Source organism: Kitasatospora sp. GAS204B (assembly GCF_029892155.1).
Classification (GTDB): domain Bacteria; phylum Actinomycetota; class Actinomycetes; order Streptomycetales; family Streptomycetaceae; genus Kitasatospora.
Window position 1 is genome coordinate 16,619 of record NZ_JARZAG010000046.1, and the last position, 22,750, is coordinate 39,368.

Below are 22,750 nucleotides of genomic sequence, written 5' to 3' on the forward strand. Positions count from 1 at the left end.
CCCCGGTCGTCCTCCAGGCACGGCCGGGGCTCACCCCCACCCGCAGACATCCAGCAAGGAGCCACGCGATGTCGTCCGACCCGACCGCCGACGTCCGCCTCTGGGGCGCCCGCTTCGCCGACGGCCCCTCCGAGGCGCTGGCCAAGCTCTCCGCCTCGGTCCACTTCGACTGGCGGCTCGCCCCGTACGACATCGCGGGCTCCCGGGCGCATGCCCGTGCCCTGCACGCCGCCAAGCTCCTGACGGACGATGAACTCGCCGCCATGCTCGCCGGGTTGGACCAGCTGCTGGCCGACGTCGAGTCGGGCGCGTTCACCGGCACGATGGCCGACGAGGACGTGCACACCGCGCTGGAGCGCGGCCTGTTGGAGCGGCTCGGCGCCGAGCTGGGCGGCAAGCTGCGGGCCGGCCGCTCGCGCAACGACCAGATCGCCACGCTCTTCAGGATGTACCTGCGCGACCACGCCAAGATCATCGGTGGCCTGATCCTGGACCTCCAGGAGGCGTTGGTCGGCCTGGCCGAGGCGCACCCGGACACCGCGATGCCCGGCCGCACCCACCTGCAGCACGCCCAGCCGGTGCTCTTCGCCCACCACGTCCTCGCCCACGTGCAGGCGCTGGGCCGGGACGCCGAGCGGTTGCGCCAGTGGGATGCCCGCACGGCGGTCTCCCCGTACGGCTCCGGTGCGCTGGCCGGCTCCTCGCTCGGTCTGGACCCGCGCGCGGTCGCCGCCGAACTGGGCTTCGAGGGCGGCTCGGTGGGCAACTCGATCGACGGCACCGCCTCGCGCGACTTCGTCGCCGAGTTCGCCTTCGTCACCGCGATGATCGGCATCAACCTCTCCCGGATCGCGGAGGAGGTGATCATCTGGAACACCAAGGAGTTCGGCTTCATCACCCTGCACGACGCCTTCTCCACCGGGTCCTCGATCATGCCGCAGAAGAAGAACCCGGACATCGCCGAGCTGGCGCGGGGCAAGTCGGGCCGCCTGATCGGCAACCTGACCGGGCTGCTGGCCACCCTCAAGGCGCTGCCGCTGGCCTACAACCGGGACTTGCAGGAGGACAAGGAGCCGGTCTTCGACTCCTGCGACACGCTGGAGGTCCTGCTGCCGGCCTTCACCGGGATGATGGCCACCCTGACGGTCCACCGCGACCGGCTGGAGGAACTGGCCCCGGCCGGCTTCTCGCTGGCCACCGACATCGCCGAGTGGCTGGTCAAGCGCGGGGTGCCGTTCCGGGTGGCGCACGAGGTCGCGGGTGCGTGCGTCAAGGTCTGCGAGGGGCAGGGCATCGAGCTCTGGGACCTGACCGACCAGCAGTTCGCCGAGATCTCCGAGCACCTGACGCCCGAGGTGCGCGAGGTGCTCAGCGTGCACGGCGCGATCGGTGCCAGGGACGGGCGCGGCGGCACGGCGCCGAGCGCGGTGGCCACCCAGCTGGTCGAGGTCAAGGCGGACCTCGCCGTCCAGCGCGCCTGGACCCGCCGCTGACCATCCGGCCCGAGGCGCCCGGCCCCGAGTCCGGCTGACCATCCGGTCCCACGTGCGGCCCCGGACCCGACCCGGGTCCGGGGCCGTCCGACCATCGTCCGAACCCTTCAGCGGGTGATATTTCCGCGTGATTTGCGCCACCCGGTACCGCCAGTGGGTTGAGAACAGCTGAAGGCTGGGTAGAGCGCTGGCGAACGCATCGCCGTTAACGGCTGATACGGTCTTGCGCTACCCCCGGTCAGGGACGATCTCCGACCGGGCAGACCTCCGGCAGGCCACCCGGTGCGAAACCCTCACCCTGCGCCCCAGGTATTGACGATGGGAGGCCCCCGCACATGGGCATGAGCGTGATCATCTCGCCGGCGACCGAGCAGGACACCGAGCAGATCCTCAAACTCCAGTACCTCGGCTACCAGAGCGAGGCCGAACTCTACGGCGACTGGTCGATCGAGCCGCTGACCCAGACCCTGGAGAACCTGCGCGAGGAGCTGGCCGGCCGGCACGTGCTGGTCGCGCGGCTGGGCGACGAGGTGGTCGGCGCGGTGCGCGGCTGGGTCGAGGAGGACGGCGTGGGCCGGATAAGCCGCCTGGTGGTGCACCCCCGGATGCAGCGCCACGGCCTCGGCGGTCGGCTGCTGCAGGCGCTCGAGGAACTGCTGCGGCAGGACGAGCGCCCGGTGTACTCCTTCCAACTCCTCTCCGGCCACCGCAGCCTGGGCAACCTGCGCCTGTACGCGAGCCAGGGCTACCGGCAGACGGCGGTCCGCCCGGTCACCCGCCGGCTGAGCTTCGTGACCCTGGAGAAGCCCGTCGAGGCCCCGCTGGCCGCCGCGGTCTGACCTCGGCCACCACTGTCGGACCCGGCCACAGCTGTCGGACCCAGCCACCGCCGATTGGTCCGAACCACCGGTCGTACCCAACGCCGAACGGCTCCACCACCATGGTGGGGCCGTTCGGCGTTTCCCTTGTGGCGACTGGGCCGTGTCCGCATTTCGGACATCACATCCTGATTTCTGGGACCCGGCCTTGGTATCTGCTTTACTTACTTTCATGACTGCGACGACGAAGACCACCGCCACCGGCACCATGCCGGCAGGTGTGCGTGGCATGTGTTGTCGAATGTGTCACTGCTGATCGGGCCTGACGCCCCGCGGGCCACCGCCCGCCCAGCCCCTCGATCCGCCGCCTCCCGCTGACCGTTCGGTCGGTTCCGCACGGGATGCCCGGCACCCCCGGTCGAGTCCGGCTCACCCCGCCACATCCCCCGCCCCGAGGCACGGCGTCCGCACGCCCGCGCCCAGGAGGTCGGGCCCGTGCGCACCGCCCCACCCGACCCGACCCACGGAAGCAGCTGTGATCACCACCAAGGACCTCACCAAGGTCTACACCTCACGCGGCCGCCAGGTCAGCGCACTGCGCGGCGTCGACCTGCACGTCCGCACCGGCGAGGTGTACGGCGTCGTCGGCACCTCGGGCGCGGGCAAGAGCACCCTGATTCGCTGCGTCAACCTGCTGGAGCGCCCGAGCTCAGGCACCGTCACGGTGGACGGCGTCGAACTGACCGCGCTGCCCGGCGGCCGGCCCGGATCCGCCCAGCGCGGGGCCGGGCGCGAACTGCGCGCCGCGCGCGGCCGGATCGGCATGGTCTTCCAGCACTTCAACCTGCTCTCCTCGCGCACCGTCCGGGAGAACGTCGAACTGCCGCTGGAACTCACCGGCCTGGGCCGCACCGAGCGCCGCCGCAAGGCCGGCGAGCTGTTGGAGCTGGTCGGGCTCGGCGACAAGGCCGGCGCCTACCCGAGCCAGCTCTCCGGTGGCCAGAAGCAGCGGGTCGGCATCGCCCGCGCGCTGGCCGGCGACCCCAAGGTGCTGCTCTCCGACGAGGCCACCTCGGCCCTCGACCCGGAGACCACCCGCTCGATCCTGGCGCTGCTGCGCGAGCTCAACCAGCAACTGGGCCTGACCGTGCTGCTGATCACCCATGAGATGGAGGTGATCAAGTCGGTCTGCGACTCCGCCGCGCTGATGCGCGACGGACGGATCACCGAGTCCGGCACGCTCACCGACCTGCTCGCCACCGAGGGCTCGGAACTGGCCCGAGAGCTCTTCCCGCTCGGCGACCCCGACTCCGACCTCGGCACCGGGCGCCCGGGCGCCACCGTGCTGGAGATCACCTTCCAGGGCGACAGCTCGAGCCAGCCGTTCGTCTCCCAGCTGGCCAGGACCTACCAGGTCGACATCAACATCCTGGGTGCCGCGGTGGAGACCATCGGCGGCCGCCAGGTCGGCCGGATGCGGGTCGAGCTGCCCGGCGACCACCAGGACAACGTGGTGCCGATCGGCTTCCTGCGCGAGCAGGGCCTGCAGGTGGACCTGATCAGCCCGAACGGAGTTGTGGCATGAACTGGGACGACATGCAGCCGCTGCTGCACGACGCGACGATCGAGACGCTGCAGATGGTCGGCATCGCCACCCTGGTCACGTTGCTGGTCGGCCTGCCGCTCGGGGTGCTGCTGGTCCTCACCGACAAGGGCGGTCCGCTGCGCAACGCGGTGGTCAACAAAGTGGTCGGTGCGATCGTCAACGTCGGCCGCTCGCTGCCCTTCGTGATCCTGCTGGTCGCGCTGATCCCGTTCACCCGCTGGGTGGTCGGCACCTCGATCGGCTGGCAGGCGGCCACCGTGCCGCTGGCCGTCGGCGCCATCCCGTTCTACGCCCGGCTGGTGGAGAGCGCGGTGCGCGGCGTGGACGGCGGGTTGGTCGAGGCCGTGCACGCGATGGGCGGCGGCACCTGGGCCGTGGTCCGCAAGGTGCTGCTGCCCGAGGCGCTGCCCGCGCTGCTCGCCGCACTGACCACCACCGTGATCGCGCTGGTCGGCTACTCGGCGATGGCCGGCACGGTCGGCGGCGGTGGCCTCGGCAACCTGGCGATCACCTACGGCTACATGCGGTTCGAGACCAACTTCATGATCGTCATCGTGGTCGAGCTGGTCCTGCTGGTGACCCTGGTCCAGTTGCTCGGCGACTTCGCCGTCCGCCGCCTCAAGCGCTGACGCCTCCTCACCAGAGCCCCAACGGCCCCACCACAGCAGCCCCCTCAGACTTCCGCCCCCGAACTCCCGGGTGCGCGGCCCCCGTCCAACGGAGAAAGGCACTTTTCGTGCGTACCGTCCTGAAGTCCACCGCCCTCCTCGCCACCGCAGGCCTGACCCTCACGATCGCGGCCTGCTCCTCCTCCGGCAGCTCCTCGAACAGCGCCGACAAGCCGCTCGTCGTGGTCGCCAGCCCCACCCCGCACGCCCAGATCCTCGACTACATCAAGGACAACCTGGCGGCGAAGGCGGGCCTGAAGCTGACGGTCAAGGAGGTCACGGACTACACCCTGCAGAACCCCGCCGTGCAGGATGGCTCCGCCGATGCCAACTTCTTCCAGCACGTCCCCTACCTGACCGACTTCAACAAGACCCACGGCACCGACATCGTGCCGGTCGAGAACGTCCACCTGGAGCCGCTGGGCGTCTACTCGAAGAAGGTCAAGAAGATCGGCGACCTGGCCGACGGCGCCTCCGTCGCGGTGCCCAACGACGCCACCAACGAGGGCCGCGCGCTCAAGCTGCTGGCCGACAACCAGGTGATCACCCTGAAGGACGGGGTCGGCACCGGCGCCACCGTCCGCGACATCGCCGGCAACCCGAAGCACCTCAAGTTCAAGGAGCTGGACGCCGCCCAGCTGCCGCGCGCGCTGGACGACGTGGACGCCTCGGTGATCAACGGCAACAACGCGCTGGGCGCCGGCCTCAAGCCCGCCACCGACGCGATCCTGCTGGAGAAGGCCGAGGGCAACCCGTACGCCAACGTGCTCGCGGTCAAGAAGGGCCACGAGAACGACCCGCGGGTGCAGAAGCTGGCCCAGCTGCTGCACTCGCCCGAGGTGAAGAAGTACATCGAGGACACCTTCCAGGGCTCGGTCATCCCGGCCTTCTGACCGGCGCCCGGCCGGACGACGGCCCACCGGTGACGTGCCCCGTGCCCCGCCGCACCCGCGGCGGGGCACGACACCCCCTGGGGCCAACTGACGGTCCGTCGACCCCCGGCGACGCCCGGCGTGCGCGGGGCGTACCGTGGGTCCACGACCCGGCGAGGAGAGACGGTATGCCAGCGAGTTTCCCCGAGACCGCGATCAGCACCGAACGGCTGCTGTTGCGCCCTCTGGAGGAGGGCGACGGGCCCGAGTTGGTCGCCATGATGGCCGACGACCTGGTGCTCAGCTGGACCGACGTACCGCAGCCGTTCACCCACGCCCACGCGCTGCGCTGGGTCCGCCACCGAGCGCCCGAGCAGCGCGCCGAGGGGAGCGGGATCGCCTTCGCCGTCACCGAGCACCTGACCCAGCGGCTGGTCGGCCTGGTCGAACTGCGGCACACCGACTGGCGGCTGCTGAGCACCGAGGCCGCCTACGTCACCGCGCCCTGGGCCCGCGGCGAGGGTTACGCGGTCGAATCGCTGCTCGGCGTGGCCCAGTGGCTCTTCGAGGACCGCGGCTTCCACCGCCTCGAACTGCGGACGGCGGCCGGCAACACCGCCGCCCAGCAGGTCGCCCAGAAGATCGGCTGCATCAGCGAGGGCGTGCTGCGCAGCGCCTGGATAGTGCGCAGCGGCGAGGTCGGTTCGGCCGGCGAGGAGAGCCGCAGCGACCTGATCGTCTGGAGCCTGCTCCCCGAAGACCTCGAACCGGTACGGGAATCGCCCGCCCCGTTCGCCGCGCTGCGGCGCGGCTGAGGCCGAGCCCGGCCCGCCCGGCGCTCGCGTCGTACTCGTGTCGCGCTCATGCAGTGCTCGTGTCGCACTCGGATCGCGCCCGTACCGTGCTCGTTCGGTGCGCGTAGCACCGAGGCGGCGGCTGGGACACCTGGGCCTACCAGGTAACCTCCTCTCCTGGACGGATGGCCGCAGCGGCGGGGGTGGGTGCACCTGATGCCCGCGTGGCTCCGGCCGATCCAGGGGCCAGTCGCGCGCACCGCCGCGCGCCGTGGCCGAGTCGTGAGGCGGGAACCGAGGGAGAGCAGCCGCGATGGCTGACCGGATCACGGTCATCGGGTGGGACGGCACGCCGCTGACCGCGGCGGCCGCTGCCGCGCTCGCCGCGGCCACCTTGGTGGCGGGTGCGCCCTACCAGCTCAACGCGCTGCCGGTGCCGGCCGCCGCCGAGCGGATCGCGCTCGGCAGCGTCGAGTCGGCGGCCCGCCGGATCGCCGAACACCGCGGCGCGGTGGTGGTGGTCGCCGAGGGCGACCCCGGCTTCTTCGGCGTGGTGCGCACCCTGCGCCGGCCGGAGTACGGCCTGGAGTTGGAGGTGCTGCCGGCCGTCTCGTCGGTCGCCGCCGCCTTCGCCCGGGCCGGGATGGCCTGGGAGGACGCCCAGGTGGTGAGCACGCACGGCGGTCGGCTGCGCAAGGCGGCCAACGTCTGCCGGGCCCACTCCAAGGTCGCCGTACTGACCAGTCCCGACGCCGGGCCCAGCGAGCTGGCCCTGATGCTGCGCGGGGTGCACCGCACCTTCGTCGTCTGCGAGGCGCTCGGCACCGAGGAAGAGGACGTCTCGGTACTGACCTCCGACCGGGTGCCCGACCACGACTGGCGCGATCCCAGCGTGGTGCTGGTGATCGGCGGCAACGCGCGGACCCAGGCCGTGGACGCGCCCTCCGGCTGGTTGGCGGGCCGCCCGGTCGGCTACCCGGCCGCCGAGCGCGGCTGGGCGCTGCCCGGTGACGCCTACGACGGGGAGGGCGTGCGGACCCTCTCCGAGCAGACCCGGGCGGTGATCCTGGCCCGGCTCGGTCCGGGACCCGGTGACCTGGTGTGGTGCGTGGGCGCCGGCAGCGGCGCACTCGCGGTGGAGACGGCGCGGTTCGGCGCGGCCGTGGTGGCCGTCGAGGCGGACGCCGCCGGCTGCGCGCGGATCGCGGTCAACGCGCGCCGGTACGGGGTCGAGCTGGAGACCGCCGCCGGCAGCGCGCCCGAGGTGCTCGGCGGGCTGCCCGAGCCGGACGCCGTGGTGGTCGAACGCGGTGGCGCCGAGGTGGTGGCGGCGGTCCTGACCCGCCGTCCGGGCCGTCTGGTCGCGCCGGCCCGCACCCTGGCCGAGGCGGAGCAGATCCGCGCCGTGGTCGCCGCCGCCGGCTACCAGGTGGAGGGCGCGATCCTGCAGTCCGCGCCGCTCACCACCGACGGCGGTCTGACGATCGGCGCGGGGGAGAGCAACCTGGTGCTCTGGGCCGAGCCCAAGGGCTGAGCCGCACCGGTCGGTCGACGGACCCGGCAGCTGAGATTCCGCCAGCTGAGATGTCGCCAACCACCGCCCTGGCAAATGAGGATGAAACGGACACCTGGCCGGTGGGCTGTCCGACCGGGCCGGTAGTCTGACGGTTCGACCGCCGTTCGGGATCTTTCGAAAGGTTCCCCGAACGGCGGAGTGCCGACGTGGTGCAACCCACACGGAGATCGGCGTGTGGGCATTCGACTGACGCTCGCGAGACCGGGAGAATGTCCCGGGGCCCGGGCCGGTCGTGCCGGTTGCCCCGGGCTGTCGTTAGTTCAGGTGACGGTGCACGGTGACCGGCTGGCCCGTTCGGGGTCAGGCGAAGGGCACCGGACGTCGTGACCGCGGACGGCTCACGGCCGCCGCGCGGAGCGCGCGACGGTCGGCAGGTTGGACTGTGGGGTGGGCCGGCACGCGGCTTGGACCCGAAGCGGGCGGTGCGCCTAGGTCGGCGACCGGGCCGTCAAGGACGCGGAAGCGGCCTGGAAGGAGTGTTGACATGACCGACGGCGGTCACGTCCCCAACGAGGGACTGCCGGAGCACCTGCTCCCCGAGACCGGGACCGATCCGGCGCAGGGAGGTGGCGGGTGGGTCACCGACCTCGTCGGCCAGGCCGTACCCGTGGGTGCGCCGGGTCCTGGCTACACCTTCATCGACGAGCCCGACCGGGTGGACCAGCTCGACGACGAGGACGACGTGCTGCTGATGCCGGGGCCGCAGGGTTCCTGGAGCGACGCGTCCACCGCGCCGGTGGTCCCGCTCGGCGAGGCGCTCGCGCCGCAGGGCGTGCCCGGCTACGCGGTGTACGCGGCGGCGGACGGCTCGGTGGCCTTCCCCTCGGCGAACGCTGCGGTGCCGCCGGTTGCGCAGCCCGTGCAGCTCGTCCAGCCCGTCCCGGTGCAGGCCGTCCCCGACCTGACGGCCGGGCCCATGGCCGTGGTCGCCGCAGAATCGCAGGCCGCCCCGATCCAGCTGCCCGTCGCACCCGTCCCGCCGGCCGCCGTGCCGCAGCAGCCGGGCGTCCCCGGCCTGGCAGCGGTCCCGCCGATCGCCCCGGTCTTCGCGCAGCCTGACGCCGTGCCGGTCGCCAGCGCCCCGGTCGCCACCGCCGACCAGGCGCCCACCGGGGTGCCGGTCGAGCCCTCCTGGCCGCCGCTCGACCTGCCGGTGCCGGCCGCCGGCGAGGCGTCGGCCCCGGGCGTCGCCCAGCCGGAGCAGCCGGCTCCCGCGCCGGTCGCCGCTCCGCAGCCCCAGGTCCCGCAGCCCCAGGCCCCGCAGGCGGCCGCCGCCCCGTCGCGCCGGCCGCTGCACGCCGGGCCGCCGATCCCGGACCCCTCGGTGATGACCGGTCAGGTTCCGGTCCGCTCGCTGGCCGATCGCGGCCCCTCCGAGCCGGGTGGCACGCCGCCGCACGGCATCCCGGTCGCCGCCCCGGTGCAGGTCGCCCCCGTCCTGGTGGCCGCCCCCGCGCCGGTCGAGCCGTCGACCGAGACCGTGGTGATCCCGGCTCAGTCCGTCGCGAGCGAGCCGCAGTCCGTCGTGCCGGCGCCGGTCGAGGCCGCGCCCGCCGAGACCGCCCCGCTGCCCGAGTCGGTGCCGCAGGCCCAGGCGCTCCCGGTCGAGGTCGCTGCCCCGGCCGAGGCCGCCCGGCCGGTCGTGCCCGCCGAAGCCACCGCCCCGGTCGCCGAGCTCGCCGAGGTCATGGCTCCGGCACCGGTCACCGAGGCCCCGGCCGTCGCCACCGAGGCGTCGACCCCTGACGTACCGTCAGCCGAAGCCGCCACGAGCCAGGTCGCCGCGCCGGTGGCCGTCGTGGCCGCCGAGCCGGCCGCCGAGCCGTCGGCTGCCCCGCAGGTTCCGGTCGCCGACCCCGCCGCCGAGGTGCGTCAACCCGAGGTCGTCGAGGTTCCCGCACCCGTGGCCCCGCCGCGCCGGATCGCCGCCTTCCTGGCCGACCCCGCCCCGCTCGGCCTCTCGGTCCCCGAGGTGCAGACCCCCGAGGTGCAGACCCCCGAGGCGCAGACCCCCGACGCGCCGCCCGCCGAGCCGCCGGTCGCCGCCGAGCAGGCCCCGGCTGAGGCCCCTGCCGCCGAGGCCCCGATCGCCGAGACTCCCGCCGTCGAAGCTCCCCCGACCGTCGCCGCCCCGGCGATAGCGCCTGCCGCTGACGCACCGTCGGCGGACGCGGACGCCGCCACCGACGACACCGCCACCGACGCCGTCGTCCCCGAGGCCGCCGACGCTCCGTCAGCCGAGGCCGTAGCAGTCCCCGAGGCGCCCGAGGCCGCCAAGTCGGCCGAGCCGGTCGAGTCGGTCGAGCCCGCCACCGCAGAAGCCCCCGCCCCCGCCGAGGCCCCCGAGCCGGTCGAGCCCGCCGCCCCCCGCCCCCCGGCGGCCCCCGGCTACGCCGACCCGATGCGCGAGGCCGTCCACCAGGTGATGCGCGAGCGCCGCGACATCCGCAACGGCTTCCGCCCCGACCCCGTCCCGCACGAGGTCCTGCTGCGCGTCCTGGAGGCCGCCCACACCGCACCCAGCGTCGGCTACTCGCAGCCCTGGGACTTCGTGGTGATCCGCTCCGCCGAGACCCGCCGCAAGATGCACGCCCTGGCCGAGCGTCAGCGCGAGGCCTACGCGGACTCGCTCCCCAAGGGCCGGGCGAAGCAGTTCAAGGAAATCAAGATCGAGGCGATCCTCGACACACCGGTCAACATCGTGGTCACCGCCGACCGCACCCGTGGCGGCCGGCACACCCTGGGCCGGCACACCCAGCCGCAGATGGCCCCGTACTCCGCGGCCCTCGCGGTCGAGAACCTCTGGCTGGCCGCCCGCGCCGAGGGCCTGGGCGTCGGCTGGGTGAGCTTCTTCGACGAGGAGGAGATGGTCCGCGAGCTCGGCCTGCCCGAGCACCTGGAGGTGGTCGCCTACCTCTGCGTCGGTTTTGTCGACTCCTTCCCGGACGAGCCGGAGCTGCAGCAGCAGGGCTGGGCCAAGAAGCGCCCGCTCTCCTGGGTGGTGCACGAGGAGCAGTACGGCAACCGCGCGCTGCCCGGCGAGGCGCCGCACAGCGTGCTCTCCGAGACGCTGCGCACCATCCGGCCACTGGATGCCAAGGCGCTCGGCCTGGCCTGGGACCGGCAGAAGCGGATGACCAAGCCGGCCGGCTCGCTCGGCATGCTGGAGATCATCTCCGCCCAGCTCAGCGGCCTGTCCCGGAAGTGCCCGCCGCCGATCCCGGAGCCCGCCTGCGTGGCGATCTTCGCGGGTGACCACGGCGTGCACGCCCAGGGCGTCACCCCCTGGCCGCAGGAGGTCACCGCCCAGATGGTGGCGAACTTCCTGGCCGGGGGAGCGGTGGTCAACGCCTTCGCCGCCCAGGTCGGCGCCGAGGTCTGCGTGGTCGACATCGGTGTCAAGGCCGACCTGCCGGAGGCGATCCAGCAGGGCCGCACCACCGGACTGCTGCCGCGCAAGGTCAAGCCGGGCACCGACGACATGACCCAGGGCCCGGCGATGACCCGGGAGGAGGCGCTCAAGGCGCTGGAGATCGGCATCGAGACCGCCCGCGACCTGGTCGCGGCCGGCAACAAGATCCTGATCACCGGCGACATGGGCATCGCCAACACCACCGCTTCGGCCGCCCTGATCTCCGTCTTCACCGGCGCCGACCCGACCGAGGTCACCGGACGCGGCACCGGCATCGACGACGAGACGCACGCCCGCAAGGTGGACGTGATCCGCCGGGCCCTGGAGCTGCACAAGCCCGATCCGTCCGACCCGATCGGCGTGCTGGCGGCCGTCGGCGGTCTGGAGCACGCGGCGATCGCCGGCTTCCTGCTCGGCGCGGCCTCGCTGCGCACGCCGGTCATCCTGGACGGCGTGATCGCCGGCTCGGCGGCGCTGGCCGCCAAGGCGATCGCCCCCGAGGTGCTGGCCGCCTGCATCGCGGGCCACCGCTCGGCGGAGCCCGGCCATCAGGCCGCGCTCGCCAAGATCGGCCTGCGGCCGCTGATCGACCTCGATCTGCGGCTCGGCGAGGGGACCGGCGCCCTGCTGGCCCTCCCGCTGGTGCAGAGTGCCGCCCGGGCGATGCACGATGTAGCCACCTTCGACTCCGCCGGAGTCACCGAGAAGGGCTAGCACCCGTCTCCACCCCGTACCGGCGCGGAGGCCCTGTCCGCGCCGGTACGGGGTGCTGCCGTACCCGAAACGACCGCCCCAGCCTCTCCAGGAGCCCCCGATGACCGCGCCCAACCCGCACCCGAGCACCGAGGGCCGCACGCCGTACCCCGTCGGCCTGCTGCTGAGCGGCCGTCGGGTCGTAGTGGTCGGTGGCGGCCAGGTCGCCCAGCGTCGGCTGCCCGCCCTGATAGCCGCCGGCGCCCAGGTCGAGCTGATCTCCCCGGCCACCACGCCCGCCGTCCAGGCGATGGCCGACGCCGGCGAGATCAGCTGGCAGCGGCGCGGTTACCTGGACGGCGACCTGGCCAAGGCCTGGTACGTGCTGGTCGCCACCGACGAGCACGCCGTCAACGAGGCGGTCAGCGCCGAGGCCGAGCGCCGCCGGATCTTCTGCGCCCGCAGCGACGACGCCGCGGCCGCCACCGCCTGGACGCCCGCCACCGGTCACGACGAGGGCACCACCGTGGCCGTGCTGACCGGCGACCCGCGGCACTCGGCCGCACTGCGCACCACCATCGTCGAGGGCCTGCGCGACGGCAGCCTGAGTGCCCGCCAGTTCCGGCAGCGCTCGGCCGGCGTGGCGCTGGTCGGCGGCGGCCCCGGCGACCCCGACCTGATCACCGTGCGCGGCCGCCGGCTGCTCGCCGACGCGGACGTGGTGGTCGCCGACCGCCTGGCCCCGCGCGAGCTGCTCGCCGAACTGCCCCCGCACGTCGAGGTGATCGACGCGTCCAAGATCCCCTACGGCCGGGCGATGGCCCAGGAGGCGATCAACCAGGCGCTGATCGACCACGCCAAGGCCGGCCGGTTCGTGGTCCGGCTCAAGGGCGGCGACCCCTACGTCTACGGGCGCGGCGGCGAGGAGTTGCTGGCCTGCGCCGCGGCCGGCGTCCCGGTCACCGTGGTCCCCGGCATCTCCAGCTCGATCAGCGTGCCGGCCGCCGTCGGCATCCCGGTCACCCACCGCGGCATGACCCACGAGTTCACCGTGATCTCCGGCCATGTCGCCCCCGAGGACCCGCGCTCGCTGGTCAACTGGGAGGCGGCCGCCCGGATGACCGGCACCCTGGTGCTGCTGATGGCGGTCGAGCGGATCGGCGCGATCGCCGCCCGGCTGATCGAGGCGGGCCGCCCGGCCGACACCCCCGTCGCCGTGGTCCAGGAGGGAACCACCGCCGCCCAGCGCCGGATCGACGCCACGCTGGCCACGGTGGCCGCCACCGTCGCCGCCGAGGGCGTCCGCCCGCCGGCCGTCATCGTGATCGGCGACGTCGTGCACGTCCTCGACCCCGCCACCCGCTGACCCCTGAGAGCCGCATGTCCGAGCCCAGCACCATCATCGACGCCGCCGACCCGCGACTGGCCGACTACACCGACCTGACCGACGTCGAACTGCGGCGCCGCCGCGAACCCGCCGAGGGCCTCTTCATCGCCGAGGGCGAGAAGGTGATCCGCCGCGCGCTCGCCGCCGGGTACCGGATGCGCTCGATGCTGCTCACCGCCAAGTGGCTGGACGTCATGGCGGACGTGATCGCCACCGTCGACGCCCCGGTCCACCTGGTCGAGCCCCGCCTGGCCGAGCAGGTGACCGGCTACCACGTGCACCGCGGCGCGCTCGCCTCGATGTCCCGCAAGCCGCTGCCGACGGCCGCCGAGGTGCTGGTCGGCGCCGGCCGGGTCGCGGTGCTCGAAGGGCTGGTCGACCACACCAACCTCGGCGCCATCTTCCGCAGCGCCGCCGCGCTCGGCATGGACGCCGTGCTGCTCTCCCCGGACTGCGCCGACCCGCTCTACCGCCGGGCCGTGAAGACCTCGATGGGCGCCGTCTTCTCGGTGCCCTACGCGCGGTTGGACCCCTGGCCGGGATCACTCGCGGCCCTGCGCGACGCCAGCTTCCACCTGCTCGCCCTGACCCCGGCCGAGGGCTCGGTCGACCTCGCCCAGGCGGCCCCGCACCGGCTGCCGAAGGCCGCGCTGATGCTCGGCGCCGAGGGCGACGGCCTCACCGCACCGGCCCTCGCCGCAGCCGACCAGCGGGTGCGGATCCCGATGGCGCACGGCATCGACTCGCTCAACGTCGGCGCCGCCGCAGCGGTCGCCTTCTACGCCGTCAACGTCGTGGCCGCCGGCTGACGGACCGTCAACTCGCAGCGCCCCCGGACCGGCCAGCTGGGCCCGGCTCCGCCGCAGTCAGCTGCTGCCGGTGCCGCCGGCCGCGCCCGCGTTCGTGCCGACCCCCGTGCCGCCCGAGATCCCCGCGCCCGGCCAGGACTCGTCCAGGCTGCCGTCCGCCCGCACCGTGTAGCGCGTGGTCGCCGTGGCGCCGGTCTGGGTCACCCGCTCCTCGCGGACCAGCGCGCCCTCCTCCAGCCGCCAGGCAGCGGTGGACTGCGGATCGGCGGCCGAACTGCGCGCGGTCAGCGCGACGGGGGAGTCGGCGGCGAAGCCGAACAGCTCGATCAGGTCCACCGGCACCGAGCCTTCGGTGCGGCGCAGCACCACCACGGTGGCCGGCGCGCCGTGGTAGCGGGCGGGCAGCACGCTGGTCAGCGTCACCACCGGCGCGCCCGGGGCGGGGTCGGTGGCGGACCGGCCGCCGCGCAGCGCGATCTGCGGGCCGCCGGCGGGGTCGTTGTAGCTGCGGTTGGGCCAGTCCACCGGCGGCACCGGGCCGGTCGCCGGGCCGAGCCCGGTCGACGAGGCCACCGAGGCCACGGCTGCCACCGGGGCCGAGGAAGCCGCCGAGGCGGGCGAGGCCGGCACCGTCGCCGCGGCGCTGCCCGTCCCGCCGCCGGTGCGCGCCGCCGGGGCCGCCACCGCCGGCGAGGGCTGGGTGCCGTCGGCCGACAGGCCGATGGCGGGCCCGGCACCCTCGGCCCCGTTCGCACCGCCCGGACCCGCCGTCGCGACGTCGGCCACGGTGTGCCGCAGCGGCGACAGCCCCTGCGAGTGGCGGTTCTCACACCCCTGTGCCGCCGCGATGGCCAGGGCCACCCCGATGGTCACCGTGATGAAGACCACCAGCCGCTGCCGCCGCAGCCGTCGACGCGCGTCGAGTACCCGTCCGGGCGGCGGGGTGTGCTGGCGCTCGCGGGGCTGCGGCCGCCCGCCGGCCTCCTGCCGCGGCCGGGCCGGCGGCACCGGGGCGGCGGGCGGGTGCCCGATCGGTCCGCCGCCGTGCGGCGGCGGGTAGGGCTGCGAGCGGGCGAACCGCGGCCGCCCGAGCGCCCGCGCCTCGTCCGCCTCCCGCGCCGCCCGCTCGGCCCGCTCCGCGTCGCGGGTGGCCGACTCCCGCAGGCCGCTCTCGCGTGCCGCCACCGCGCGCTCGTGCTCCCGCTCGCGCTCCCGCGGCCCGGCGATCGACGGCGCTGCCGCCGCCGTGGCGGGGCGCGCGCGCCCGGCGCCCGCCCGGGCCGCCAGCTCGCTCAGCCGCTCGTGCAGGTGCGCGGCGCCGGGCCGCTCCATCGGCTCCTTGGCCAGGCAGGCCCCGATCAGCGGCGCGAGCGGCGCCGGCACCTCGGACAGGTCCGGCTCCTCGTGCACCACCCGGTACAGCATCACCTCTGACGAGGCGCCGGAACCGAACGGCGTGTCACCGGTGAGCGCGTACGCCAGGGTCGCCCCGAACGCGAAGACGTCGGTGGCCGGCGTCACGGCCGCGCCGCGCACCTGCTCGGGCGCCAGGAAGCCGGGGGAGCCGACCGCCGTACCGACGTGGGTCAGCGTGCTCGCGCCGCGCGACCAGGCGATGCCGAAGTCGATGATCCGCGGGCCCTTGGGGGAGAGCAGGATGTTGGAGGGCTTCAGGTCCCGGTGCACCACGCCGGCCTCGTGGACCTTCACCAGACCGTCCGCCAGCGCGGCCCCGATCCGGGCCACCTCGGGCCAGGGCAGAGGCCCCTCGTCCCCGACCCGCTTGTACAGCGAGGGCCCCGGCACGTAGGCGGTGGCCAGCCAGGGCCGGTCCGTCTCGAGGTCCGAGCCGACCACCCGGGCCGTGCAGCCGGCCCGGATCCGGGAGGCGGCCGCGACCTCGCGGGCGAACCGGGTGCGGAACTCCACGTCCTCGGCCAGCTCGGCACGGATCAGCTTCAGCGCCACCCGTTGGCCCTTGCGGTCGGACCCCAGGTAGACCACGCCCATCCCGCCGGCGCCGAGTCGCCGGTGCAACCGGTACGGGCCGACGATGCGGGGGTCCTCACGCCTCAGCCGCATCATCGCCATGTCGTTCCCCGTCAGCCCGTCAGGTGGGCAAGCCGTGAGGTGGGCCCCGCAGACTGGGGCATCGTCAGTTTCCGTCGGGCACAGCTTACGGACTGTCGGCTGCGGTGTGCTGATACGCAACACGCGAACCGCCGGTGGGATTGTCCGATCTCCGCTGGCAGGCTCGGTTCTGGACGTCGTCCGAGAGGTGTACTCGGGGGCTGTCCTCAGGGTTCCCTCGGGGGTTGACAACCCTGCCCATCCGTCTGCGGTAGTACGTCGAGGCGCCCGGCGTCATCCTCCCGGTGAGCCTTCGAACGATACGCAGGCATGACGCCACCGGGCTTGCCGCCGCCTACCGTTGAGGTCAGCGGTGGACGAGGTTCTCGTCCCCCGAGGCCATCGGTCCACCGCTCCCGATCCATGCCAGTCCATCCCCGGCACCGACCGAACAGCGGCAGGAGCAGGACCATGGCCACGCAGCTCACCGGAGCCACCGGGCACCGGCGATCGCTCGCCGAGCGCGTTCAGCGGCTCCAGCGCGCGCAGCGCCCGGCCCGCGAGGAGCGTCACCCGGCCGTCGCGCTGGCGATCGCGCTGCCCTGTGCCATCGCGCTGATGCTGCTCTTCGGTGGCTGGGACCAGATGGTCACCCAGACCAAGGCGGTGGCCGACCTGATCGGGCGCTGATCCCGAGGGACAGGGATCGGACGCCGGCCGGCGGCGCGCGCCCCCGCGGGGACGCGGACGGGCGAGAAGCGGGCGCGCACGCCCCGGCCATCCACGAGTGCCGTGTACGGACGTCGGTGAGGGCGGCCGTACACGGCACTCGACCCCCTTCGTGCGACCAGCGCGACGGGCGCGACCACAATCCTGAAGAGCCGCAACGCCGAAGGGCCGGACCCTCGATGAGGATCCGGCCCTTCGACGTTGCACTGTGCGCGATACTGGGATCGAACCAGTGACCCCTACCGTGTCAAGGTAGTGCTCTCCCGCTGAGCTAATCGCGCGGATCGACCGCGCCGTCAAGCGCAGTCCGAGATCCCGAAGGATCGATACCCCTGAGGGGCAGTGCGCGATACTGGGATCGAACCAGTGACCCCTACCGTGTCAAGGTAGTGCTCTCCCGCTGAGCTAATCGCGCAGGTCAACCGCACCACGAAGGTGCCGCCGCCGGACCCCAGGGAGACCGAGCAGCGTAGGGCTGGTGCGCGATACTGGGATTGAACCAGTGACCCCTACCGTGTCAAGGTAGTGCTCTCCCGCTGAGCTAATCGCGCGGGAAGACCCCGGCAAGCCGGGGACCTCTGGAGGTGGAGACGGGATTTGAACCCGTGTACACGGCTTTGCAGGCCGTTGCCTCGCCTCTCGGCCACTCCACCAGGCAACTTCGGTTGAACCATATCAGTAAGGACGATCATGCTGTCCTTCACCGAGCGGACGACGAGATTCGAACTCGCGACCCTCACCTTGGCAAGGTGATGCTCTACCAACTGAGCCACGTCCGCCTGTCTTCCGGGCTCCTCCCCGCCCTCTGGCGGCTCCGTTTCCCGGCGACGTGTTGAACTTTAGCGGAAACCTGGGCCAGCTCAAATTCCGTATCCGCAGGCGCTCGCCGGGCACCGACCGAACCCGGCTGCTCAGCACCCGTTCCGGCCCGCTCGGTGTCCCCGCAGGTCAGCCACCGCACGGGGCCGCGACCAGGAGGCGACCTAGACTTCCACCCACCGCACCCCACCCGCCGGGCCCACCCCTGCCCGTCACCGAGCCCGGACCACCAGCGCGAACCACCCGCAGGAGAACCGTGTCCCCCGCCAGACCAGCCCCGCGCCCTGACCAGCCGATCGCCCGCTTCGGCGGCCGGCTCGCCACCGGGCTGCGCGAGGTGACCCACGACCCCGCCGCGCTGGAGAGCGAGGGCTGGTGGGCCGTCGCCTACGACTTCGAAGGACGCCTGACCTGCGCCCGGTTCGCCGAGGTGCACGCCGACCCGGTGCCGGCCCCGGTCGCCGACCGCTGGAACGGGCCGAGCCCCGACAGCTGGCGCAGCTCCCTGGACCGCGCCGCCTACCTCGCGGGCGTGCGCCGGATCCGCGACCACATCGCGGCCGGCGAGGTCTACCAGGCCAACCTCTGCCGGGTGATGACCGCGCCGCTGCCCGACCCCGACCCGGCCCGCAGCGATATCGACGCGCTCACCGGCCTGCTCGCGCTCGGCAACCCCGCCCCCTACGCCGGCACCATCCGGCTGCCCGAACACGGCGTGGAGATCTCCACCGCCTCCCCGGAGCTCTACCTCAGCCGCACCGGGCGCACGGTTGCCTCCGGGCCGATCAAGGGCACCGGTCGCACCGAGCACGACCTGCTGGAGAAGGACCACGCCGAGAACGTGATGATCGTCGACCTGGTCCGCAACGACCTCGGCCGGGCCTGCGCCACCGGCAGCGTCACCGTCCCCGACCTCTGCGTGGTCGAAAAGCACCCCGGCCTGGTCCACCTGGTCTCCACGGTCGAGGGCACCCTGCGCGCCGGCGCCGGCTGGCCCGAACTGCTGACCGCCACCTTCCCGCCCGGCTCGGTCACCGGCGCGCCCAAGTCCAGTGCGCTGCGCATCATCGAGGCGTTGGAGACCGCTCCGCGCGGCCCCTACTGCGGCGCCGTCGGCTGGGTCGACGCCGACCGCGGCCGGGCCGAACTCGCCGTCGGGATCCGCACGTTCTGGATCGACCGGAGCCGACCCGCCGCTCCCGTCCTGCACTTCGGCACCGGAGCCGGCATCACCTGGGGCTCCGACCCCGAGGCCGAATGGGCCGAAACGGAGCTCAAGGCCGCCCGCCTGGTCGCGATAGCGTCGGGTGAGCACCCGGAGTAGAAGCCTCCGCTCCGGTCTCCCACCCCTGCTGAGGAGTGACCCGATGATCTGGCTCAACGGAGCACTGGTCGACGAGGCCAAGGCCGAGGTCTCCGTCTTCGACCACGGACTCACCGTCGGCGACGGCGTCTTCGAGACCGTCAAGTCGGTCGACGGACAGGCCTTCGCCCTCACCCGCCACCTCGACCGGCTGGCCCGCTCGGCCGCCGGCCTCGGCCTGCCGGTGCCCGAGCGCGAGGCGGTCCGCAAGGGCTGCGAGGCGGTGCTCGCCGCCAACCCGATGCCGCTCGGCCGCCTGCGGATCACCTACACCGGCGGCCTCGCCCCGCTCGGCTCCGACCGCGGCGACGCCCCGCCCACCCTGGTGATCGCCCTCGGCGCGGCCGCCGTGCGGGCCGAGACCACCGCCGTCGCCACGGTCCCCTGGACCCGCAACGAGCACAGCGCGGTGGCCGGCCTCAAGACCACGTCGTACGCGGAGAACGTGGTCGCCCTCGCCCACGCCCGCCGCCAGGACGCCACCGAGGCGCTCCTCGCCAACACCGCGGGACAGCTCTGCGAAGGCACCGGCTCCAACGTCTTCGTGGTGCTCGGTGGCAAGCTGCTCACCCCGCCGCTCGCCGCCGGCTGCCTGGCCGGCGTCACCCGCGCGCTGGTCGCCGAATGGTGCGAGGCCGAGGAGGCCGACCTGCCGTACTCGGTGCTGCGCGAGGCGGAGGAGGTCTTCCTCACCTCCACGCTGCGCGACGTCCAGGCCGTCGGCCGGATCGACGACCGCGTGCTGCCGGCACCCGGCCCGGTCACCGCCCGCGCGATGGCCCTCTTCACGGCTCGCTCGGCCGACGACATCGACCCCTGACCAGCCGGTGGCACCGCCGCCACACAGTCGATCCGGTACGTCGTTAGGTGGTTGCCCACCGGGGGAAGAGACCAGCCATGACCACCACGTTGCGCCCCGCCGGCCCCGAAGAGGCCTACCCGGACGGCGGGCGCGACCGCCGCTGGCTGGTCTGCGCGAACGGTCGCCCGGTGGGCTCGGTGCACACCAGCGCGCACCCGTACGGCAACCACCTGACCGGCCGGATCGACGATCTGGAGATCACCGAGGGCCGCCGGCGCGGGCGCGGCACCATCGCGGTGCTCGCCGCCGAGGAGGTGCTGCGGGCCTGGGGCTGCCACCGCGCCGAGGTCACCGTCCCGGTCGAGGCCGTGCCCGCGCACGCCCTGGCGCTGGCGCTCGGCTACACCGAGGCCAACCGGAAGCTGCTCAAGCGGCTCGGCCAACCGCCCGCCCTGCGACCTGACCTGACGATCCGTCCGATCGACGGGGCGGCCTTCCCCGAGTGGCTCGCGGGCACCAAGGCCGAGTACCGCGCCCACCTGCGGACGGCCGGGCTCACCGAGGCCCAGGCCCAGGAGCGCTGCGAGGCCGACCACACCCACCTGCTGCACCAGGGCCACGCCACCCAGGGCGTCGTGCTGCGTCATCTGGTGGCCGGCGGACGCCCGGTGGGCAGTCTCTGGGTCGCGCTGCGCGACGGCCGCCTGCCGGACGGCACCGCCCTCGCCTGGGTGATGACCGTCGAAGTCGACGCCGCCGAACGCGGAAAGGGCTACGGCCGCGAGCTGATGCTCGCGGCCGAACGCGAATGCCTCGCCGCCGGGGTCGACGCCCTGGGCCTCAACGTCTACTCGGCCAACCAGGTCGCGATCGCCCTCTACGAGTCGCTGGGCTACCGGACCACCCGGCGGGTGCTCGCCAAGTCCCTCTAGTGCGGCGCTAGCCTTCCAGCAGTCCGGTGATCCGCTCCAGCAGGCCCTGCTGGCTCTTCCCGCCGTCCAACCGCTGCCCGGCCACCACGTAGGTCGGCGTCCCGGTCACCCCGATCGCCTTGCCCTCGGCCTGGTCGGCGTCCACCGCCAGCATGTGGCGCCCGTCGATCAGCGCCAGCTCGACCTCCTCGGTGTCCAACCCGAGCTCCGCCGCCACCTCGATCAGCAACTCCTGGCCGCGCTGCTCCAGCTCGGGCACCCGGGCCAGCACCGCCTCCACGAACGGCCACCCCCGGCCCTGCGCGAACGCCTCCTCGGCCGCCTCGGCGGCCGCGTAGGCGTGCTTGTGCTTCTCCAGCGGGAAGTGCCGCAGCGAGACGGTGAGCGCGTCGCCGTAGCGCGCACGCAGCGCGCGGACGTCGTCCAGCGCCGCGTGGCAGTCCGGACACTGCAGCTCGCACCAGAATTCGAGATGGGGCAGGGAACCTTCGGTCATGCGCCCAGTGTTCCATTACCAGGGGGTTCCATGACCACGGCGTTCCCTCACCAAGGACCATGAACGGATCACCGACCAGGACGGAGCCAGACCATGCTCACCGGTGCGATCTGCTACGCCCTGACGGCCGGCGGCCTGGTGCTGGCCGGCCTGCACGCCTGGCGCCGCCGCTGGCGCACCGCCACCCGCTGGGCGGGCCTGGCGCTGCTGCCCGCCGGCGTCTACCTGACCGGGCTGGTCCCGGTCGGTACTGCGATCGGCCGCGCGGTCGGCCACTGGGCGACCCGGCTCGTCTTCGACCCCCGGGTCTGGACCGGCATCGTGCTGCTCGGCATCGCCGTCCTGCTGCTCGCACTGAGCCGCCTGGGCGTCGGCGGCAAGGGCAGCGGCAGCGATGGCGGCGCCGCTCAGGGCCGGCGGAGCGAGCAGGCCCACGAGCCGCGCCGGCCGACCAGCCCGGCTGGGTCGGCCGCGCCGACCGCGGTCGCGCCGACGAAGGGCAAGAGCGCCGCCGAGGAGCTCGGCGACTTCTCCGACATCGAGGAGATCCTCCGCAAACGCGGTATCTGAGCCCGCGCGCCCCGGCCGGCCGCCGCTCAGCTCACGCCGAGCGTCACCGCCGCGTCGTCCGCCGCCGACCGCTGCCGGGCCCGGTAGGCGGCCACGTGCATCCGGTTACCGCAGGTGCGGCTGTCGCAGTAGCGACGCGAGCGGTTGCGCGAGAGGTCGACGAAGACCCGCGCGCAGTCCGGGGCCTCGCAGCGGCGCAGCCGCTCCCGCTCGCCGGCCATCAGGATCAGGCCCAGCGCCATCCCCAGCTCGGCCGCCAGGTGGTCGGCCAGCGCCGCGTGCGGGGCGAAGTAGTGCATGTGCCAGCCGTGGCCGTCGTGCTCGGTCAGCCGCGGCGTCGCGTTCACCGACGCCACCAGCACGTTCACCAGCTCGGCCGCCCGCTCGGTGGAGGCCGCGGTGAAGATCTCCCGCAGCCGGCCGCGCAGCTGTTGCACCGCGGCCAGATCGGCCGCCGTGACCGCGTCGAGCTCGCTGAGGTCCTGCCGTGCCACGAAGGCGTCCAGCGCGACCAGGCTCGACAACTGCTCGAAGCCGCCCACCTCGGGAGCGGTGTTCAGCAGGTCGACCAGAATGCCCAGGGCACACTCGGTGTCATGGGTGATCAGCACGTGGGGACTCCTCGCGTGCGCCGGGGGCGGCGGTACCGCCCGCATCGGGTCATCACCGGCGAACTGTACCGGGCCCAGGTGTACAGACGCCGAAGGCGCCCGGTGTCGTGGGGGGGGGGGCGCGGGGGGGGGGGCCCCCCCCCCCCCCCCCGGGGCCGCGGGGGGGGGGGGGGGGGGGCGGGGGGGGGGCGGGCGGGGGGCCCCCCGGCGCACGGGGGGCGGGGGGGCGG

18 protein-coding genes and 5 tRNA genes are annotated in these 22,750 nt (G+C 73.8%); 15 read left to right on the forward strand and 8 right to left on the reverse strand.

The window, feature by feature from the left end; all coding sequences use genetic code 11:
* The first annotated feature begins 68 nt into the window (after positions 1-68).
* The 10 genes from argH (at position 69) to P3T41_RS35295 (ending at position 14,128) form a co-directional block, all read left to right on the forward strand.
* Complete coding sequence (argH, locus tag P3T41_RS35250; protein WP_280694739.1) at positions 69-1,493, forward strand: argininosuccinate lyase; 1,425 nt, start codon at positions 69-71, stop codon at positions 1,491-1,493.
* Positions 1,494-1,828: 335 nt separating this feature from the next.
* A complete protein-coding gene (locus P3T41_RS35255; protein WP_280694740.1) occupies positions 1,829-2,332 on the forward strand; it encodes a GNAT family N-acetyltransferase in 504 nt (167 codons plus the stop codon).
* A 514-nt stretch (positions 2,333-2,846) separates the two neighbouring features.
* Positions 2,847-3,896 carry an ATP-binding cassette domain-containing protein gene (locus tag P3T41_RS35260; RefSeq protein WP_280694741.1) on the forward strand — a complete coding sequence of 350 codons (1,050 nt, stop codon included), beginning with the start codon at positions 2,847-2,849 and terminating at the stop codon, positions 3,894-3,896.
* Positions 3,893-4,546 (forward strand): methionine ABC transporter permease, encoded by a 654-nt coding sequence (locus P3T41_RS35265; RefSeq protein ID WP_280694742.1) that lies wholly within the window; start codon positions 3,893-3,895, stop codon positions 4,544-4,546. Before P3T41_RS35260 ends, P3T41_RS35265 begins: the two co-directional genes overlap by 4 nt.
* A 107-nt stretch (positions 4,547-4,653) precedes the next feature.
* Complete coding sequence (locus tag P3T41_RS35270; protein ID WP_280694743.1) at positions 4,654-5,478, forward strand: MetQ/NlpA family ABC transporter substrate-binding protein; 825 nt, start codon at positions 4,654-4,656, stop codon at positions 5,476-5,478.
* Positions 5,479-5,645: 167 nt separating this feature from the next.
* On the forward strand, positions 5,646-6,272 hold the full coding sequence (locus tag P3T41_RS35275) for a GNAT family N-acetyltransferase (RefSeq protein WP_280694744.1): 627 nt from the start codon (positions 5,646-5,648) through the stop codon (positions 6,270-6,272).
* A 292-nt stretch (positions 6,273-6,564) separates the two neighbouring features.
* A complete protein-coding gene (gene cbiE / locus P3T41_RS35280; RefSeq protein ID WP_280694745.1) occupies positions 6,565-7,785 on the forward strand; it encodes a precorrin-6y C5,15-methyltransferase (decarboxylating) subunit CbiE in 1,221 nt (406 codons plus the stop codon).
* 526 nt (positions 7,786-8,311) lie between these two features.
* Positions 8,312-11,953 carry a nicotinate-nucleotide--dimethylbenzimidazole phosphoribosyltransferase gene (gene cobT / locus P3T41_RS35285; RefSeq protein ID WP_280694746.1) on the forward strand — a complete coding sequence of 1,214 codons (3,642 nt, stop codon included), beginning with the start codon at positions 8,312-8,314 and terminating at the stop codon, positions 11,951-11,953.
* Between the two features lie 100 nt (positions 11,954-12,053).
* Entirely contained in the window at positions 12,054-13,298 is a 1,245-nt protein-coding gene (gene cobA / locus P3T41_RS35290) for a uroporphyrinogen-III C-methyltransferase (RefSeq protein ID WP_280694747.1), read from the forward strand.
* 14 nt (positions 13,299-13,312) lie between these two features.
* Positions 13,313-14,128, forward strand: coding sequence for an RNA methyltransferase (locus P3T41_RS35295; protein ID WP_280694748.1), 816 nt, complete (start codon positions 13,313-13,315; stop codon positions 14,126-14,128).
* Between the two features lie 57 nt (positions 14,129-14,185).
* Here the strand turns inward: P3T41_RS35295 and P3T41_RS37005 are convergent, their stop codons facing one another.
* Positions 14,186-16,219 (reverse strand): serine/threonine-protein kinase, encoded by a 2,034-nt coding sequence (locus P3T41_RS37005; protein ID WP_348533724.1) that lies wholly within the window; start codon positions 16,217-16,219, stop codon positions 14,186-14,188.
* 450 nt (positions 16,220-16,669) lie between these two features.
* Between P3T41_RS37005 and P3T41_RS35305 the strand changes: the two genes are divergently transcribed.
* Positions 16,670-16,888, forward strand: coding sequence for a hypothetical protein (locus P3T41_RS35305; RefSeq protein ID WP_280694749.1), 219 nt, complete (start codon positions 16,670-16,672; stop codon positions 16,886-16,888).
* Positions 16,889-17,136: 248 nt separating this feature from the next.
* Here the strand turns inward: P3T41_RS35305 and P3T41_RS35310 are convergent.
* The 5 genes from P3T41_RS35310 to P3T41_RS35330 all read right to left on the reverse strand — a co-directional run bounded on the left by P3T41_RS35310 (position 17,137) and on the right by P3T41_RS35330 (position 17,706).
* Positions 17,137-17,208, reverse strand: a tRNA-Val gene (locus P3T41_RS35310).
* A 62-nt stretch (positions 17,209-17,270) separates the two neighbouring features.
* Positions 17,271-17,342: transfer RNA gene (locus P3T41_RS35315), tRNA-Val, on the reverse strand.
* A gap of 61 nt (positions 17,343-17,403) precedes the next feature.
* Positions 17,404-17,478 (reverse strand) — tRNA-Val (locus P3T41_RS35320).
* Positions 17,479-17,506: 28 nt separating this feature from the next.
* Positions 17,507-17,580 (reverse strand) — tRNA-Cys (locus tag P3T41_RS35325).
* 53 nt (positions 17,581-17,633) lie between these two features.
* A tRNA-Gly gene (locus P3T41_RS35330) sits at positions 17,634-17,706 on the reverse strand.
* 296 nt (positions 17,707-18,002) lie between these two features.
* Here P3T41_RS35330 and P3T41_RS35335 point away from each other — a divergent pair.
* The 3 genes from P3T41_RS35335 (at position 18,003) to P3T41_RS35345 (ending at position 20,843) form a co-directional block, all read left to right on the forward strand.
* Entirely contained in the window at positions 18,003-19,070 is a 1,068-nt protein-coding gene (locus tag P3T41_RS35335; RefSeq protein WP_280694750.1) for a chorismate-binding protein, read from the forward strand.
* 43 nt (positions 19,071-19,113) lie between these two features.
* On the forward strand, positions 19,114-19,929 hold the full coding sequence (locus P3T41_RS35340) for an aminodeoxychorismate lyase (RefSeq protein ID WP_280694751.1): 816 nt from the start codon (positions 19,114-19,116) through the stop codon (positions 19,927-19,929).
* Positions 19,930-20,006: 77 nt separating this feature from the next.
* Positions 20,007-20,843 carry a GNAT family N-acetyltransferase gene (locus tag P3T41_RS35345; RefSeq protein WP_280694752.1) on the forward strand — a complete coding sequence of 279 codons (837 nt, stop codon included), beginning with the start codon at positions 20,007-20,009 and terminating at the stop codon, positions 20,841-20,843.
* Positions 20,844-20,850: 7 nt separating this feature from the next.
* Here the strand turns inward: P3T41_RS35345 and P3T41_RS35350 are convergent, their stop codons facing one another.
* Positions 20,851-21,339: a DsbA family protein gene (locus P3T41_RS35350; protein WP_280694753.1), complete on the reverse strand. Its 489-nt coding sequence runs from the start codon at positions 21,337-21,339 to the stop codon at positions 20,851-20,853.
* Positions 21,340-21,432: 93 nt separating this feature from the next.
* On the opposite strand from P3T41_RS35350, the gene P3T41_RS35355 reads away from it, so the two are divergent.
* Positions 21,433-21,909: a hypothetical protein gene (locus tag P3T41_RS35355; RefSeq protein WP_280694754.1), complete on the forward strand. Its 477-nt coding sequence runs from the start codon at positions 21,433-21,435 to the stop codon at positions 21,907-21,909.
* A 26-nt stretch (positions 21,910-21,935) separates the two neighbouring features.
* On the opposite strand, the gene P3T41_RS35360 is transcribed toward P3T41_RS35355, so the two are convergent.
* On the reverse strand, positions 21,936-22,520 hold the full coding sequence (locus P3T41_RS35360) for a CGNR zinc finger domain-containing protein (protein ID WP_280694755.1): 585 nt from the start codon (positions 22,518-22,520) through the stop codon (positions 21,936-21,938).
* Between the last annotated feature and the right edge of the window lie 230 nt (positions 22,521-22,750).